Below are 18,345 nucleotides of genomic sequence, written 5' to 3'. Positions count from 1 at the left end.
ACCATGAAAGCACAGATTCGGAAAAACCAGAAAGATTGGCATATATACATCTTCTGGATTTTATTAGGAGCATTTGCTTTGTTGATTATTGTGAATGCTTTCAGCAGTAACGAGTTTGACCAACTGCCGTTGATCCTTTGTTTTCTACCGCTTGCCATACTTCAATTGCGTCCGTACCAGATAACAGATAAGGATATGTTGCACGGAAACGGACAAATCGACGTGAAACTGATCTCCCGGCTCGAATCTTGCGGAAATAAAGTTGTCGTTTATTACTCCCGCATGGAAGGAGGCATCGAGAGGCGTTCCTCTTTTTATCCGGCCGACAAGGAAGAATTTATTTCGATCTTACAACAAATTAATCCCAATATAAAATTTAATTAAATCTGAGAACATGAAATACGATGTTGCTATAATCGGAGGCGGTCCCGCCGGTTATACGGCTGCCGAGAAGGCGGCTGCGGGTGGTTTGGCCACCGTGCTTTTTGAAAAGAACGCCTTAGGCGGTGTGTGTCTGAACGAAGGATGCGTGCCGACAAAGACTTTGCTTTATTCTGCGAAAGTGTATGATACGGTCAAACACGCCTCTAAATATGCGGTGAGCGCGGAGAACCCTGCTTTCGATTTCCCGAAGATCATCGCCCGAAAAAACAAAGTCGTAAAGAAACTGACTGCCGGCATCCGCATGAAGATGAAGGAGAACGGTGTGGAGGTGGTGAGCGGCGAAGCCGAAATCAAAGGCCGGGCGGCCGACGGAACGATCACTGTCGTTTGCGGTGAAGCTGTTTATGAAGCAGCCAACCTGCTCATCTGCACCGGCTCGGAAACGGTTATACCACCTATTCCCGGATTGGTGGAAACGGAGTTTTGGACAAGCCGTGAAGCATTGCAATCCAAAGAACTGCCGGCTTCGCTGGTGATTATCGGAGGCGGTGTGATCGGTATGGAGTTCGCATCCTTCTTCAACAGCATGGGAACGGAAGTACATGTGGTCGAGATGTTGGATAAGATCCTCGGTCCGATGGACAGGGAGTTGTCCGAGATGCTGCAGGCCGAATATGCCAAACGAGGTGTCAAATTCTATTTAGGGCATAAGGTGACTGCCGTAAACGGTGGCGATGTGATGGTCGAGAAAGACGGCGAGACTTTCGTCCTCCAAGGTGAGAAAGTCCTGTTGAGCGTAGGCCGTCGTCCCGTGACCAAAGGTTTCGGTTTGGAGACGTTGGCTCTCGAACCTTTCCGGAACGGCATCAAAGTGAATGAATTTATGCAGACATCCGTCCCGAATGTATACGCCTGTGGCGATATCACTGCTTTCTCCCTGTTGGCCCATACGGCTGTCAGCGAAGCGGAAGTGGCAGTCGATCATATTTTAGGCAAGAACCGAGGTATGAGCTATAAAGCCATTCCGGGTGTTGTCTATACCAATCCGGAAATTGCAGGCGTCGGCAAGACCGAAGAAGAATTGCAGGCCGAAGGCGTTCCCTATACCGTCAAGAAGATACCGATGGCGTTTTCCGGCCGTTTTGTCGCTGAAAACGAGCAAGGCAACGGTGTCTGCAAATTGATCCTGGCTGAAGACGAAACGATCGTCGGCGCCCATCTTTTAGGGAATCCGGCTTCCGAACTGATCGTCATAGCCGGTATCGCCATCGAAAAAGGCATGAAGGCAGACGAACTGAAAGCCATCGTCTTTCCGCATCCGACCGTAGGCGAGATTCTTAAAGAAGCACTCTGATAATTATTATCCATACATGCTCGATCCCGATCCACCCCGGCAAGACGTCCGGTGGATCGGGATTTTTTAGTTGAAAGCTTTGCTTTAATTGGCTTGGAGAGTGAAATGTTTCACCTTTTTCCATTAGATGAAAATAAATTTTCCCGCTGGTGAAAATTTATTTTCACCGGAAAGGAACAAAAATTTTATTCTCCAACCGTCATATATAATATTCCACTAGTTCGACCAGACCTGCACGTAATGCATATTTTGTCGCTTCATACACATTGTTTACCTCAAGTTTTCTGAATATATTCTTTTTATGGGTGATAATGGTATGAACGCTTGATGTCCTTTCCGCGGCTATCTCTTTTACGGATTTTCCTCGTGCTATCAACTTGAGAATCTCTGTTTCCGTAGCAGTGAGGACGGGATGCTGTTCCGCCTTTCCGAGATTGCCTATCAACAGGTCAGTTATCTGATGGCAAAGGAAACGCTCTCCACAAACCATACATTTCAAAGCGGACCGGATTTCCTCGCCGGAATTCTCTTTAAGAATCATTCCAACGCTCTTTTCTATACCCAGTCTCCGGATAAACTGTTCGCTCAGTTCATCTGAGAACAATAGCCAGTGGACATTCGGAAAGCGCTTTTCTATAATCAGAAACTCTTCCACGCCGTTTATGTCAAACAGCGTATAATCAAAAATGACAAGACATTCATTATATTTTGTCAAGGTTTGCACAAGTTCCTGTTTGTTCGCCACATCTTCAGTACGGCATTCTCCGAACAGGTCGGAAATATACCCATGCATACCTCTTCTGGTTATATCCTGATTGTCTGCGATAATAAATGTTGTATCAGTATTCATGGCTGTTCTCCTTTGACTGACGACTGTCCAAACAGATAAATATCAATGGACTAAACTCTTTTCCATATATAGATTGCATCTGTCGTATGCGGGATTCTTCGCTTCCGCCTTCTGAAAGCCGAGTTTGTGGTACAACCTGACGGAGGCTTCCAAGCGTGTGTTGGCCTCCAGGAAAATATCGGTAATACCATGTTCTCCGGCATATTTCAACAGGGCGGTTCCCAACAGGAAACCGATTCCTTTCCCTTGTTCGGCAGGAGAGACTGCCATCTTGGCCAATTCATACCGCCCTGTATCAGAATGGTATACCAAAGCGCAGCACCCCACAGCCTTCCCATGACTCAAAGCAAGGAATATTTCTCCTCCCTTGTCTATTATCTCTCCTTCGGGATCACCCAGTATCTTCAGGTCGGATTGTTCCAGACTGAAAAATTTCTCAATCCATTCACGGTTCAGATTGATAAAATCATTCCGGTATCTCCTGTCCCAGCGGGTGATTTCTACAGAATCCTGAATTTTATTTGTTACCATAAAAATATGTTTTGCTCTTGTAATTCAACAAGGTGTTTAATCGTGGTAAAATTACAATAGCTGAATGAACCTTTCAATATTATAAGGAAAAGATAGAAAATAACACTGTTTTGTAGCCTTTTCAAGGAACAATTATCCTGTGATCAATGTCTGGAAACCTACTTGTTAGAATATTATTCCAAAATGTGATATAAAAATGAGATATTTAACTTGGTTATTTGAGCTATTTGGGTTTTGTATCTATATTTGCCCCGTTTTTAAAGAAAAATACAAACATATAATAAGAGGAAACAATGAAAAAACAGACCCAGGCGATCCATACCCGGTTCCAACGCCGGGATGCCTATGATGCCTTGAGCATGCCGGTTTATCATACAGCGGCCTACGAGTTTGACAATGCCGAAAGCATGTCGGACGCATTTTGCGGACGGACGGACTCTCCTGACTATTCCCGGGTGATGAATCCTACGGTAACTTTTTTCGAAAATAAGGTGAGGTCCCTTACCGGTGCCGCAGAGGTTATAGCCTTGAACTCCGGCATGGCTGCCATTAGTAATACCCTGTTCTCGGTGGCGGCCGCCGGCAGGAATATCGTCACATCACGCCACCTGTTCGGCAATACTTATGCACTCATTACCGGAACGTTACCTCGTTTCGGGGTGTCCCCCAGGCTGTGCGACCTGACTGACATCCAGGCTGTGGAGAGTGCGGTGGACAGGGACACCTGCTGCATCTATTTGGAAATTATTACCAATCCACAGATGGAGGTGGCGGACTTGCAGGCGCTTTCCCTGATTGCACGCAGGAAGGGGATCCCTCTCATAGCAGACACCACGCTCATCCCTTTCACGGAATTCAGTTCGCATAGCCTGGGAGTGGACATAGAGGTGGTTTCCAGTACCAAATATTTGTCGGGTGGAGCCACTTCCATCGGCGGACTGGTCATGGACTACGGGACCTGTCCCGGATTCGGCAGACGTATGCGCACGGAAATGCTCCTTAACTTGGGAGCCTATATGACTCCTCATGTAGCCTACATGCAGACCATCGGACTGGAGACACTGGAGGCACGTTACCGGGTGCAATCCGGCAATGCCGCTGTGGTTGCGGAACGGCTCCGTACCTTTCCTGACGTCCGGCATGTGAATTATGTGGGGCTGGAGGACAATCCGTACTATGCGTTGGCACAAAGGCAGTTTGGTTCCACCGCTGGTGCCATGATAACGATGGAGCTTGAAAGCCGGGAGGCGTGTATCAGTTTCATCAACCGCCTGAAACTGATACGCCGTGCCACCAACCTGTTCGATAACAAGACACTTGCCATTCATCCCGCAAGCACTATTTTCGGGCTGTTTACCGACGCGCAGAGGCGTGAGATGGATGTGAGGGATACGACTATCCGTCTTTCCATCGGGCTGGAAGACACGGACGACCTGTTGGAAGACATCGGACAGGCGTTGGGCTACGGGTCATATGGAAATAATCATTAATGGAAGAATGTAAGTATGGAAAGATACGATTTTGACAAAATTGTGGATCGAAGGGGCACAGGTGCCCTGAAGATAGACGCGCTGCAAGAGCGTTATGGTAACGCCGAGCTACTTCCTTTATGGGTGGCTGATATGGATTTTGAGACTCCTTCCTTTATCACCAGAGCGTTACGTCAGAGGTTGGAACATCCGTTGTTTGGCTATACGGTGGAACCGGAGAGGTATAGGACGGCTATCAGTGAGTGGATCGCTTCACACCACGGATGGAGGGTGGAACATGACTGGTTGTCATACATTCCCGGAATAGTGAAAGGTATCGGGATGGCTGTCAACGTGTTTGTGAGGGAAGATGAGAAGATCATTATACAGCCTCCCGTCTACCACCCCTTCCGCATAACCCCTCAGGCGAACGGACGTGAAGTAGTATATAATCCGTTGCGGGAAAATGAGGATGGCTCCTACAGCATGGATTTTGAGAATCTTGAAACCGTGGCCGACGAGAAATGTCGGATGCTGATTCTCTCCAATCCGCATAACCCCGGCGGCGTCGTATGGGACCGGGAGACACTCGTCCGTCTGGCGGATTTTTGTTACCATCATGACATCCTTGTCATCTCCGACGAGATACATTGTGATATGGCGCTATGGAACAACAGGCATATTCCGTTCGCGACGGTCTCTAAGGAGGCTTCCGCATGCAGCATCACTTTCGGGGCGCCTTCCAAGACTTTCAATATCGCAGGTATCGTCAGTTCCTATGCCATTGTCCCTGACAGAAACCTACGCCATCGTTTCTTCGGATGGTTGAAAGCGAACGAATTGGATGAGGCCCCACTTTTTGCTCCCATAGCCACCATTGCAGCCTTTCTGGAAGGTGAGCCTTGGCGCAGGGAGATGCTCCGCTATGTGGAGGGCAACATCGATTTTGTAATGGACTATTGCAAGAAGTATTTGCCTGCTGTCAGGCCGCTACGTCCGCAGGCATCGTTCCTGATCTGGCTGGACTGCCGTGCCTTGGACTTGGATCATGACCGGCTGTTGTATCTTTTTGTAAACAAGGCCCGTCTGGCATTGAATGACGGCGAAATGTTTGGTCCTGGCGGCAGGGGATTCATGCGGATGAATGTGGGCACTCCCAGAGCAGTGCTTCGGCAGGCAATGGAGCAGCTTCGGCAAGCAGTGGAAGCATTATGACCACTTTTGAGATATTGCCAAGTGTTTATCCTCAATGTATTGGGGGCGATTGAAAACTTTGGTTTTATGATGGGGGCTGGAAGCAGCGCAGGCCCGCCGAGAGTATAAATACCGCAGATGCGGTATGCAAAATGCCGTCTGAGTGGTATTGAGTGACTTTCGGCTCCGGTTTATCTTTGCACTATATTTTTAATACATCATAAAAGTTGATAATGGTTATTGTGTTTAAGGTAAAAGGTAAAGAGATGGAAAGAAGCAGAAAGTTAAACCAGTCCCGGTGGCAGACAACCTATGTCTGTAGCCATGTCTGTATGCGAATGTGCCGCCAGGCACAGCTATGAATCATGGAGGGATGCGTCCTTTCTATTATATATATACATCAGATAAAATAATCATCATACACTAAAGAATAATCGCTATGACTACAAATATAAAGTTTTTTTTCAGATACATCTTCATTATAGTTTTGTTGGCTGTTTTTCCTTCTACATATGCGGCTGACAAGTCTCAAGAAGTTATTACCGTCGCCATACCCAAGTTTGGCAGCGGGTTGGTGGAAACTTGGATCAAAAAATATAAGGAAGCACATCCGGAGCTACAGCTCCGGATTGTGGATGTGAATAAGGGAAAGGCCGATCTCGAATTCGTTTCTGAAACTCCTGAAGGCAACAACGAGAGGCACATCACCTATGTAGGACGCTATGCGCTGCTTCCCGTTACTACCACCGAAAATCCTCTGTACGAGAAACTCTCCCGTAAGCGCCTTGATGAGAAGGAACTGAAGGATTTGTTTTTTCAGAAAGATATCTTGCAGAAGGTAGGAAATGATCGCAAGGAAATTTCCCCATATGAAGAACTGACGGTTTATTCCGGTATAGGCCGTATCTCAGGAGCGAATGCTTTCGCTTCCTATTTCGGATATCAGGTTTCCCAGTTCCGTGGCAAGCGTATTGTGGGAGACGACCTTTATCTGCTCACCGCCATCAACAAGGATCATACCGGGGTTACCTTCAATAATCTGGCTTACATATTCGACCTTCAGAATCGCAAGTTGAAGCCTCGCCTGTTCTTGATTCCGCTGGACATCAAAAAGGAACAAAGAGAGGTGCTGGATAATGGCAATTTGGATGAGACATTGCAACTGTTGGAAAACAATGACGTAGCTTTGATCCCCCTGTCTAAAGTAGGATTTGCTTATAGTGACAGAGCTTCTGTTGCCGATTTCTTGCGGTGGATTGTTAATGAAGGACAGCAATATAACCATAGATTTGGCTTTCTCACCCTGGATGAGAAGTCGGTCCGTAAGGAACAGAAGCAGTTGGAGGGGAATTTATTGACCGGTCGATGACAATATGTCCCGGAAAGAATATTGTAATCCAAGTATGAATTAAAAAAGAAATTCAATATGCAAATCATATATCGTTTATGGGCTGTCTTGCTGGCTGGCGGGATAGCAGGAGACGCTTTTGCGCAAACCCGGATCAGTGGCAAGGTGGTGGATGCGTTCGACAATGAACCTGTAATAAGTGCGTCCATATCCGTAGTCAATGAAAAAACAGGTTCTTTAACCGATTTGGATGGAAATTTCGAACTCGAAGTAAAAGAGTTACCCGCTACTCTCCAAGTGAACTTTATCGGTTATCGCGAACAACAGATAGATGTGTATGATAACAGCGAACCGGTTGTCATCGCGTTGAGTGAAGCAACAGGCATACTGCAAGAGGTTGTAGTGGTGGGTTATGGCACCCAAAAACGGAAAGAACTGACAGGCGCCATCGCCTCGGTAGGAAAAGAGGCTTTGAAACAGGTGACAACCTCATTCGACAATCTGTTGGGCGGAGCTGTATCCGGATTGAATGTCTCACAAAGTTCAGGTCTTCCGGGTGCATCATCAAGTTTGCGCATACGTGGAGGTAACTCCATCACAGGCAAGAATGAACCACTTTATGTGATAGACGGCATGCTGATATACAATGACAATGCAACCACTAACACGGGAGTCACCCGTGCCACGTCCGACTTCAATCCGCTGGCTGCCATTAACCCCAGTGACATAGAGAGTATTGAGGTACTGAAGGATGTATCGGCTGCCGCCATCTATGGGAGCCGTGGAGCGAATGGCGTGATTATCATTACGACCCGCAGTGGAAAGAAGGGCAAGAACAATATTGAATACCAATACAGTATCGGTTGGCAGACCGCCCGCAAAAAGCTCGACCTGATGAGGGCGGATGATTGGGGGCGCCTGTATCTGGAGATTGCCACGCCGAATCAACTAAGTACTTCGGGGCTTACGGACGAAATCGTATCGGCTTGGGGAGCAGGAGCTGATTGGCAGGACGCCGCCTTGCGCACTGCCACGACTCAGAACCATCAGTTGAGCATCAGTGGCGGTGATGAGAAGACACGCTACCTCATCAGCGGCAACTTCAGCGACCAGGATGGTATCCTGCTCAATACCGGTTTCAAGCGGTACACGGGGCGTGTCAATCTGGAAAGGGATCTCTTTGATAATTTTACGGTCGGAGTGAACATCACGGCAGGTAAGGCGATACAGAACGGTATTACCGATTTCAACAGCTATAGCTCTTATGTGGGTGGCAATAGCAATGCTTTTGAATATGTAGTACGTATTCCCCGGGCAGTTCCTATTTATAATGCCGATGGAAGTTACAACTTTGCCAATCCCTATGAGGTAGGCGATATCCGTGTGGGAGGCCAGACTCCGAATGCGATTGCCGATTTGACTGAGGTGACTTCTGAGACCAAGACGAACAATTTGTTGGGCAATGCTTTCGCACAATGGCGTATCATTCCGGAATTGACATTGAAATTGAGTGCTGCCACCAACTTGGTGAATACGACCCAGAATTATTACGCCCCGTCTACCTCTGCCGCAGGCATCACGGTGGGTGGCTATGGAACAGTGGGCAACAAACGTTATGACTCTTACCAATATGAGGCTACATTGACATGGAATAAGAACATAGGTATCCATGCTTTCAACGTCTTGGGTGGATATACATCGCAAGTTACAGACATAGAATATGCCACCGCTTCGGCAGAGAAGTTTGCCAATGAAACATTGGGGTATCACAGCCTACAGACCGGTTCCTTGTTGGTTCCTCCTATATCGGGCGGTTCGAAGTCAACCCTCCATTCGGTACTGGCACGTGTCAACTATACGCTGCTTGAACGTTATAACCTGACAGCAACATTGCGAGCCGATGGTTCCAGCCGTTTTGCTGCCAACAAGAAGTGGGGATGGTTCCCATCGTTGGGGCTTGCCTGGAACTTGGAAGAGGAACATTTCCTGAAAGAGAACCCGGTTGTCGACAAACTGAAGCTGCGAGCCAGCGTAGGTACAGTAGGTAATCAGGAGATCGGTGACTACAGCTTCCTTTCCACTTATGGGACCGTACGCTACTACTTCGGAGGTGTCGGCAATACAGGCTATGTGCGTAATAATCTGGATAATCCGGACCTGAAATGGGAGTCGACTACCCAGTATAATGTAGGTTTCGACCTAAGCATCCTGAAGCAGCGGCTTAACTTCATATTCGATTATTACAGCAAGAAGACAAGCGACCTGCTACTCAATATTCCCGTGGAGGAGACTACCGGATTCTCTTCCCAGCTTCGGAATGTCGGCAATGTGGAGAACCGGGGGGTAGAGTTTGCGGTAAATGCATTACTGATCGACACCAAAGAGCTGTCATGGAATCTCTCCGCAAACATCGCCCATAACAAGAATGAGGTTACGAATATCGGTTCACTCGCCTCCATCAAGAATACGTATACCATCATTAAAACCGGAGAATCCCTCGGTTCATTCTATGGATGGCAATTTGACGGTGTCGTGCAGAAAGGTGATGACCTGAGCAAGGTTCCCTCGCCTTCGCCCAAACCGGAGGTAGAATATGGAGATGCCAAGTTTGTAGACCAGAATGGCGACGGAGAGATCGACCAAGACAACGACCGCGTCATACTCGGTTCTATCCAGCCGGATTTCACATACGGTTTCTCGACTACCCTGAATTACAAGCGATGGAGTCTTTTTGCCGCCTTTCAGGGCAGCCAAGGAAACGAGGTGTATAACAGCTTACGTCAACGACTGGAGACAGCGAGTACCAGCTACAATGTTTCTACGGCTTTGCTAAACCGCTGGTCGGAAACCAATCCTTCCAACACGATTCCCAAGGCGCATGCTTCCAACAACTATACCAACTATCTGGATAGCCGGTTCGTGGAAGATGCCTCCTATTTGCGGCTGAAGAATGTGACTTTGAGTTACACGTTGCCTGTCCGTATCGGTACAACGCAGAATTCACGTCTCCGCCTGTTTGTCAGCGGGCAGAACCTGCTTACCTTTACCGGATACAAAGGATATGATCCGGAAGTAGCGAGCGGAATAGATGCAGGAGCCTACCCCACAGCACGCACCTATACAGTCGGTGTGAATATCTCCTATTAATATATTTAAAAATGAAAACTGTAGATTGAGATGAAAAAGATTATATATAGTCTTCTTGTCGCTGCAGGCCTTGCTTCCTGCTCCGACTCCTTGGAACAGACACCGATCGGTGTACTGGCTCAGGGTAACCTTCCGGCAAGCGATGAAGATGCCATTGCACTGGTGAATGCCGCTTACCAAGTTAATGTCAACAAAAGTACGGCTTTCGGATACATGACTGATTTGGTGACGGAAACGACCATCTCAGGAGAGAACCCTAACGGTGGAGGTGGCCTGTTGGGACTTCTGAAATGGGATGGAAACAACAGTTATATTACTGGCATGTGGCGTGACCTCAACCATGGCATCGCTGCCGCCAACGATGCCATCGACAATGTTCGGGACAATGAACGCATTTCACTCCCAACACAAACACGCGTCATTGGCGAAGCACGTTTCCTCCGTGCCTACTACCTGAACTATGCAGTGCAGTTCTGGGGGGATTTCCCGATAGTCCTCCATAACATTGAGGGAAGCGGAGTGTCGCGCCAGCCCATTGACAAAGTATATGAACAGATCGTAGCAGACTTGCGTGACGCAGCAGAAAAGCTACCCGTGGTCAGTTCTTATTCCTCTGCCGACAAAGGACGGGCAACACAAGGCGCTGCTTATGCGCTTCTTTCCAAAGTCTTGCTGACATGGGGGCAGGTTTCCCCTACGCTCGATGACACCGGTAGAAAAGAAAAGTATGCCCAAGCTGTGGAAGCAGCCAACCTCGTGACTGGCTATGAACTGGAGGAGAACTTCCTTGCCAACTGGGACAACGGCAACCGTAATGGGAAAGAGAGCATCTTCGCCACACAGCACGATACCGGTTCGGCTGCCGATGGGACTGGTGGCAACCATCTTTGCCACTGCGCCTTCTCCAGCGGGTTTTCAGATGAATTGCCCCATGTGGTTCCCGCCAATCGCGACGTGGTCGATTCTTACGAGGTTGGCGATCAACGCCGCGAAGGCTCTTTTGCCGACTCGCTCTACAATCCGGAGACCGGGACTTACTATCATTTCAAACTCCCTCGCTTTCGTAAATACATAGATGCCGGTGATCCGCAGGCAAGCGCCAACAACCGGAACATCAACCGTAGCATCCTACGCTACGCGGAGGTGCTGCTCGTAAAGGCGGAAGCTATCAACGAACGAGACGGGGCACCCAATGCGGATGCATACGAGGCGATTAATCAAGTGCGCCGACGTGCATTCCGGAGTTTCCCCGTGACAGCAACATCCACACATGATCTGAAGAAGGGGTTGGACTATGAAGGGTTCAAGAAAGCGATCCAACAAGAACGTACGTGGGAGTTTGTTTATGAACAGAAGCATTGGCTCGACCTTGTACGTTGGCGCATCCTTGTAAAGACAATCAAGAACAGCACGGTAGCGCAGGATCTCCAATACAACAAGCAGACCATCGGGCTGAAGCATTACCGCTATCCCATTCCTCAAGCTCAACGCGACCTCAACCCGGAAGGGCTGTGGCAAAACTGGGGATATGATGGGTATGACGAGGCTAAGACGGGAGCAAACCCTTATGCTTCTTATGAATGAAATGGCAGATTGTTTTACTGTTTTAATAATTGATTGATAATGAAATATAAAGCAGTTCTTTTTGCGGCAGTCGCTTTGCTTATTGCCGGTTATGCCACTGCCCAGAAACTCCCCATAGGAGTCGATTTCTTCGGAAAACTCCGAAGCATATCCTCGCTGCAAGAAAAGGATGGAAATCTGTTTTTCCTACTCAAACAGGCAGATTTGAAACAGGGAAAATATATAAGCAATCTCTATCAGTTGAAAGCAGATGGCAACACTATTCAATTGACTACGGGAAGTGATGTCAATTGGTTCAGCCTGCAAGGAGATGATATTATCTTACGGCAGTCAGGAAAGGATGAAACAACATTCAAACGTCTTTCCAATGCGTATGGTGAAGCTTTGGAATGGTTAAAGCTGCCTTATTGCGTACAAGAAGTGGCATTTATCGCACCCGATCATTTTTTCTTTACGGCTCAATACCGATTGAAGCAGGCTGACGGCTTGAATGCCGACAACTATCGTATATTCGAAGAACTTCCTTTTTGGAGTAACGGTAGAGGAGATATAAATGGCCTGCGCACAGTTCTTTACCAATACGACAAGGGAAATGTCACACTTCTGTCTGACACATTGGCTTCCGTATCGGAACTTGCACTTAGCCCAGACAAACATCAACTGGGTTATGTGCTCCGGAAACATTCTGGTAAAACCTATCCGGATGATAAATTGCTGGTGATGAACACTGTGTCACTCGATACGAAAACATGGAGCGTAGCCGATAGCAGCAGTTATGGTCAATTGAACTTCACCAAGGAAGGAACTCTTTTGTTCACGTTGAGGAAATATTCGGAGGAAAATCCTCAACAGAACGCTGCCCTTTATCAATTAGATTTGACAAACGGAAAAGCAAAGGAACTCTACGACGGAGATGTCTGCTCAGTTGGCAATTCCTTGATTAGCGATATAAAAGGAGGAAATCATTCCAAATTGTTTGCTGACAAACAAGGAGTTTACTATGTATCAACAGTGATTGACCATGCTCCGTTGGTACAAGTTGATTATAAAGGAAGTCAAGTCTCCATCCTTACACCCGACAGTATTGATGTGGATGAATACATACCCTATCGGAAAGGATTCTTGTTAATTGCTTCCGTTCCCTCACGTGCACAAGAGATATACTATTGGGACAAAGGAGAAAAGCTCTCCAGACTTTCCGATATCAATACCAGCCTGCTGGATTCCTATCAGGTTGTCACTCCACAGCCCATTGAGTTCACGAATCGCAACGGTGTGAAACTACGAGGTTACGTATTGTCTCCCGCTCACTATGAAGAAGGTGGAAAATATCCTGCGATTCTTGATATTCATGGTGGTCCGAAAGCCACTTACGGAACTTCTTTTTTTCATGAAATGCAATATTGGGCAAACAAAGGATATGCTGTCATATACACAAATCCGACTGGAAGCAACGGACGAGGAAATGAGTTCGCTCGCTTAAAAGGAGCATTCGGCGATATTGATTATGATGACTTGATGCGTTTTGTAGATACAACCATTGTGAAAACGAACTTCATCGACAAAAGGCGAATCGGAGTAACCGGTGGCTCTTACGGAGGTGTAATGACCAATTGGATTATCGGGCATACCGACCGTTTCCGGGCAGCTGCATCGCAACGGAGCATCTCTTCCTGGATTTCATTTACAATGTTGAGTGACATTGGTTATTCTTTTGGATATGCTTATACGGGAGGTAACCCTTGGAATAATTATGAGAATTTGTGGAAACAATCCCCACTGGCATATGCCAACCGAGTAAAAACTCCTACGCTTTTTATCCATAGCGAAGAAGATTACCGTTGTCCGCTGCCGGAAGGCATACAGATGTATAGCGCCCTCCGTCACTTCAATGTGCCGGCGCGTATTGTGATATTCAAAGGTGAGAATCATGAATTATCGCGGTCAGGCAAGCCGCAGAACCGGGTCAAGAGATTGCAAGAGATCACGCAGTGGTTTGAACAATATCTTCGGTAAATTGCCGGAATGTTTCATTATAAAGAGTTATTACTTAATCAGAAGAAAGGGATATAAGTCATGAAAGAAATTGTCAGTTTATTGATTTTACTTGGGCTGTTGTTCGCACAAGATGCTTTATCACAACAAAAAAACAAGCATGACAAACAGAACATTGCTACAGAATATTTGGACAAGAACTTCGGCACGTACGATGCTCTTCAAAAGAAAATATGGGAAATGCCCGAATTAGGCTTCATCGAGACAGAGAGTTCCAAACAGTTACAAGAGCATCTGGAAGCGAACGGTTTTACGGTGGAGGCTGGTGTAGCAGGAATGCCGACAGCGTTTGTTGCCACGTATGGTAGCGGAAGCCCCGTGATAGGGATCCTGGCTGAGTTCGATGCGCTTCCCGGCTTGTCTCAAGATACGGTACCCTACCGCAAACCGTTGGTTGAGAATGGAAACGGTCATGGATGCGGACATAACATCTTTGGTGTGGGATCCGTATCGGGAGCTGTTGCTATCAGTAAGTGGTTGGCTGAAACAAAACATGCGGGAACCATCAAAGTGTTCGGCTCCCCGGCAGAAGAGGGCGGTGGCGGCAAAGTCTATTTAGTACGCGAAGGTTTGTTCAAAGGTGTCGATGCTGTCCTTGACTGGCATCCCTCGACAGGTAACGGCGTGAGCGTGGGTAGTGGGACAGCTATCCAAATGGTCGATTTCCGGTTTTATGGAAAAGCGGCTCATGCAGCAGGCACACCATGGCTCGGGCGATCGGCATTGGACGGAGTGGAAGCTTTGAACTATATGGTCAATCTGCTCCGTGAACATGTACCGACATCATCGCGTATCCATTATGTTATTCCGGAAGGAGGTATTGCCCCCAATGTCGTCCCCGAATATGCACGCGTATCCTATTACATCCGCAGCCCGAAACGTGAAATACTGAAACAACTGAAGGATTGGATCTACGCAGCTGCCGAGGGGGCTGCAGCCGGCACACAGACACGCGTGGAACCGGAAATTGTGGCAGGCTTTTACGAGCGGCTGCATAACCGCAAGTTATCAGAGGTGCTGCAACAAAGTTTGGAGAAGGTAGGCGGCGTCATTTATGATGAACGCGAACGCAAGTTTGCTGAGGCAATTGCCAAGACAACGAATACGGATGTCTCAAAATTGGAACAGGCTGCTACCGTTGCTCCCTTGGCTGAAGAAAAACCTTCGACAGGCGGAGGCTCATCCGATGTAGGTGATGTAAGTTGGAATGTGCCTACTGCCAGCTTTGGAACTGCCGGTTTCATTCCGGGCAATGCGGGACACAGTTGGCAGAATGTGGCATCGGACGGAACGACCATCGGGACAAAAGCTTTGATTAATGCCGGTAAGGTCTTTTCGCTCAGTGCTATCGAATTGATTCAAAATCCAAAACTATTGGCTGAGATCAAGGCCGAGTTCGAGAAACGGCGGGGGGCTGACTTCAAATATGAACCGTTGCTTGGTGATCGCAAGCCGGCATTGGATTATCGGGTAAAGAAATAAACAGTTTAAAATAACTAGTATGATAAAGAAAATCATTTCAAATACAATTGTTATTTTAGTATTGGCTGTTATCATCGGTATCCTGACAGGACTTTTCATCCCGAAAGCCGGGATGAAAAGCGTGTTGGTCCTCAAGCAGATAAGCGGGCAGGTTATCTTTTTTCTCGTTCCTATGATAATCATCGGTTTCGTGGCTCCTTCCATCGCATCCCTGAAAGGAAATGTTTCACGGCTGATAGTTTTTGCCTTCCTGTTAGCATACCTTTCGTCCGTAGGCGCAGCATTTTTTGCCATGCTGGTAGGATATCAGGTGATGCCTTTGCTGGACATACGGCCTGTCACCGGATCCTTGAGGGAACTGCCTGAAGTCTTATTCAACTTGGAGATTCCTCCCATGTTGAGTGTGATGTCCGCCCTGCTGTTCTCGGTCTTTATTGGATTGGGATGCATCTGGATAAACTCGAAAGAGGTTACGGTGCTGCTCTTACAATTCCGGGAGATCGTGTTGCAACTGGTAAAACGTATTCTGATACCTCTGCTTCCATTGTATGTGGCTGCTAATTTCTGTTCGCTATCTTATGAGGGGGATATATCCCGTTTGGGAATCTTTCTGCCGGTGATATTGATTGTCATAGCCTGCCATTACCTATGGTTGTTACTGCTCTATGGATTGGCTGCTGTTTATTCCGGTAAGAACAGTTGGCAGGTACTCAAGTTCTACCTGCCTGCCTATCTCACGGCATTGGGAACCATGTCTTCTGCCGCTACGTTGGGTGTAGCCTTGGAATGTGCACACAAGAGCCCTGTACTGGACAAGAAAGTTTCGGACTTCTCAATTCCCCTGTTCGCAAACATACACCTTTGCGGTTCCGTACTGACTGAGGTTTTCTTTGTGTGTGTTGTATCCCAATTGCTCTACGGCCAGTTGCCTGAACTTTCTACCCTCGTCTTATTCATATTTCTTTTAGGTGTATTGGCAGTAGGTGCGCCCGGTGTTCCGGGAGGAACCGTACTGGCATCATTGGGTATTGTTATTTCCGTACTGGGATTCGATGATGCAGGTACAGCTCTGCTTATAGCAATATTTGCCTTGCAGGATAGCTTCGGTACGGCTTGCAACATTACCGGTGATGGGGCTTTGACATTGATTACCGATACATTTATGAAACGGCATTCACCCTTTTCCTGATGGAAGTAGGTTCCGTTTTGGCGGTGTTTCTTTGAAAATATCTTATAAGATGCTGAAAATGCTACAGATTACCGAAAAAATCATTTACTTTGCAACACTAATGATGTGCCAATGTGCAAATGTGTCAATATGCCAATGAGAATTGGCAAGTAGGACGAGTTGTTTTTCCATTGGCACATTGGCACGTTAATTAATAGGCAAATTATTATTATGGCACAAGAAGATGTATTTAAGAAATTAGTTTCGCACTGTAAAGAATACGGGTTTGTATTCCCCTCTTCGGAGATTTATGACGGTTTAGGAGCAGTGTATGATTACGGACAGTATGGCGTAGAGCTGAAAAATAACATAAAGAAATACTGGTGGGACAGCATGACGCTGTTGCACGAAAATGTAGTCGGTATCGACTCCGCTATCTTTATGCACCCTACTATCTGGAAAGCATCCGGCCATGTCGACGCGTTCAATGACCCCCTGATCGACAACAAAGATTCCAAGAAGCGGTATCGTGCCGATGTGTTGATCGAAGATCACTTGGCAAAGATAGAGGAGAAGATGAATAAGGAAGTGGCCAAGGCCGCAAAGAAATTCGGCGATGCTTTCGACGAAGCCCAGTTCCGCGCAACTAACGGACGTGTGCTTGAATACCAAGCTAAGTGGAACGAGATCCACGAACGCTACTCGAAAGATATGAACGATTCCAATTTCGAAGACCTGCGCCAGCTGATCCTGGATTGCGAAATCGTCTGCCCAATCTCCGGAACCCGCAACTGGACCGATGTCCGCCAGTTCAACCTGATGTTCTCGACCGAAATGGGGTCTACATCGGACGGCGCCATGAAAGTCTATCTGCGTCCGGAAACGGCACAGGGTATTTTTGTCAACTTCCTGAACGTTCAGAAGACCGGCCGTATGAAAATACCTTTCGGTATCGCCCAGATCGGTAAGGCCTTCCGTAACGAGATCGTAGCCCGCCAGTTCATCTTCCGTATGCGCGAGTTCGAACAGATGGAAATGCAGTTCTTTGTTCGTCCGGGCGAAGAAATGGAATGGTTCAAACAGTGGAAGGCTACTCGCTTGAAATGGCACCAGGCTATGGGACTGGGTAACGAAAAATATCGTTATCACGATCACGAAAAACTGGCTCACTATGCCAACGCTGCTACCGATATCGAATTTGAAATGCCGTTCGGCTTCAAAGAAGTGGAAGGTATCCACAGCCGTACGAATTTCGACTTGAGCCAGCACGAAAAGTTCTCGGGCAAGAAGATCCAGTATTTCGATCCCGAACTGAATCAGAGCTATACCCCGTATGTGATCGAAACTTCTATCGGTGTAGACCGCGTATTCCTGAGCGTGATGGCCGGTTCTTATTGCGAAGAAACGTTGGAAAACGGCGAAACACGTGTCGTATTGAAGTTGCCCGCAGCATTGGCACCTATCAAGCTCGCCGTATTGCCGCTGGTGAAGAAAGACGGCCTGCCCGAAAAAGCCGAAGAGATCATGAAGTTGTTGCGTTTCGATTTCCGTTGCCAGTATGATGAAAAAGATTCTATCGGAAAACGCTATCGTCGCCAGGATGCTATCGGAACCCCGTACTGTATTACAGTTGACCACGATACTTTGAAGGATAATTGTGTAACGATCCGTTTCCGCGATACGATGGAACAGGAACGTGTAAGCATCGACAAGTTGCATGATATTATCTCTGAGAAGGTTAGCATGAAGAATTTATTAAAAAAAATAATGGAATAAACG

The 18,345-nt window shown here is 47.3% G+C and carries 13 protein-coding genes; 11 read left to right on the top strand and 2 right to left on the bottom strand.

What is annotated here, in order from left to right:
- The first annotated feature begins 3 nt into the window (after positions 1 to 3).
- Entirely contained in the window at positions 4 to 384 is a 381-nt protein-coding gene (locus tag BQ9893_RS15075; protein ID WP_075966756.1) for a hypothetical protein, read from the top strand.
- A gap of 10 nt (positions 385 to 394) precedes the next feature.
- Positions 395 to 1,738 (top strand): dihydrolipoyl dehydrogenase, encoded by a 1,344-nt coding sequence (lpdA, locus tag BQ9893_RS15070; protein WP_075966755.1) that lies wholly within the window; start codon positions 395 to 397, stop codon positions 1,736 to 1,738.
- 199 nt (positions 1,739 to 1,937) lie between these two features.
- Here the strand turns inward: lpdA and BQ9893_RS15065 are convergent, their stop codons facing one another.
- Both BQ9893_RS15065 and BQ9893_RS15060 read right to left on the bottom strand, forming a co-directional pair.
- Positions 1,938 to 2,588: a response regulator transcription factor gene (locus BQ9893_RS15065; RefSeq protein WP_075966754.1), complete on the bottom strand. Its 651-nt coding sequence runs from the start codon at positions 2,586 to 2,588 to the stop codon at positions 1,938 to 1,940.
- A gap of 42 nt (positions 2,589 to 2,630) precedes the next feature.
- Positions 2,631 to 3,119: a GNAT family N-acetyltransferase gene (locus tag BQ9893_RS15060; protein ID WP_075966753.1), complete on the bottom strand. Its 489-nt coding sequence runs from the start codon at positions 3,117 to 3,119 to the stop codon at positions 2,631 to 2,633.
- A gap of 293 nt (positions 3,120 to 3,412) precedes the next feature.
- Between BQ9893_RS15060 and BQ9893_RS15055 the strand changes: the two genes are divergently transcribed.
- From BQ9893_RS15055 to BQ9893_RS15015, 9 genes are all read left to right on the top strand, one after another.
- Positions 3,413 to 4,609 (top strand): PLP-dependent transferase, encoded by a 1,197-nt coding sequence (locus BQ9893_RS15055; protein WP_075966752.1) that lies wholly within the window; start codon positions 3,413 to 3,415, stop codon positions 4,607 to 4,609.
- A gap of 15 nt (positions 4,610 to 4,624) precedes the next feature.
- The gene (locus BQ9893_RS15050) at positions 4,625 to 5,803 is read left to right on the top strand and encodes a MalY/PatB family protein (protein WP_075966751.1); all 1,179 of its coding nucleotides are present in this window, start codon (positions 4,625 to 4,627) and stop codon (positions 5,801 to 5,803) included.
- A gap of 418 nt (positions 5,804 to 6,221) precedes the next feature.
- Positions 6,222 to 7,151 carry a hypothetical protein gene (locus BQ9893_RS15045; RefSeq protein WP_075966750.1) on the top strand — a complete coding sequence of 310 codons (930 nt, stop codon included), beginning with the start codon at positions 6,222 to 6,224 and terminating at the stop codon, positions 7,149 to 7,151.
- 57 nt (positions 7,152 to 7,208) lie between these two features.
- The gene (locus tag BQ9893_RS15040; protein ID WP_075966749.1) at positions 7,209 to 10,277 is read left to right on the top strand and encodes a SusC/RagA family TonB-linked outer membrane protein; all 3,069 of its coding nucleotides are present in this window, start codon (positions 7,209 to 7,211) and stop codon (positions 10,275 to 10,277) included.
- A gap of 30 nt (positions 10,278 to 10,307) precedes the next feature.
- Positions 10,308 to 11,861 carry a RagB/SusD family nutrient uptake outer membrane protein gene (locus tag BQ9893_RS15035; RefSeq protein WP_075966748.1) on the top strand — a complete coding sequence of 518 codons (1,554 nt, stop codon included), beginning with the start codon at positions 10,308 to 10,310 and terminating at the stop codon, positions 11,859 to 11,861.
- Positions 11,862 to 11,900: 39 nt separating this feature from the next.
- Complete coding sequence (locus tag BQ9893_RS15030; RefSeq protein WP_075966747.1) at positions 11,901 to 13,877, top strand: alpha/beta hydrolase family protein; 1,977 nt, start codon at positions 11,901 to 11,903, stop codon at positions 13,875 to 13,877.
- 60 nt (positions 13,878 to 13,937) lie between these two features.
- On the top strand, positions 13,938 to 15,398 hold the full coding sequence (locus tag BQ9893_RS15025; protein ID WP_075966746.1) for an amidohydrolase: 1,461 nt from the start codon (positions 13,938 to 13,940) through the stop codon (positions 15,396 to 15,398).
- Positions 15,399 to 15,417: 19 nt separating this feature from the next.
- The gene (locus BQ9893_RS15020; protein WP_075966745.1) at positions 15,418 to 16,587 is read left to right on the top strand and encodes a cation:dicarboxylate symporter family transporter; all 1,170 of its coding nucleotides are present in this window, start codon (positions 15,418 to 15,420) and stop codon (positions 16,585 to 16,587) included.
- Between the two features lie 210 nt (positions 16,588 to 16,797).
- Positions 16,798 to 18,342, top strand: a complete 1,545-nt coding sequence (locus tag BQ9893_RS15015) for a glycine--tRNA ligase (RefSeq protein WP_075966744.1) — start codon at positions 16,798 to 16,800, stop codon at positions 18,340 to 18,342.
- Positions 18,343 to 18,345: the final 3 nt, after the last annotated feature.

The organism is Parabacteroides massiliensis (assembly GCF_900155425.1).
GTDB classification, from domain to species: Bacteria; Bacteroidota; Bacteroidia; order Bacteroidales; family Tannerellaceae; genus Parabacteroides; species Parabacteroides massiliensis.
Note: the sequence above shows the minus strand (reverse complement) of the source record. Positions and strands in the feature narration are given on the sequence as shown.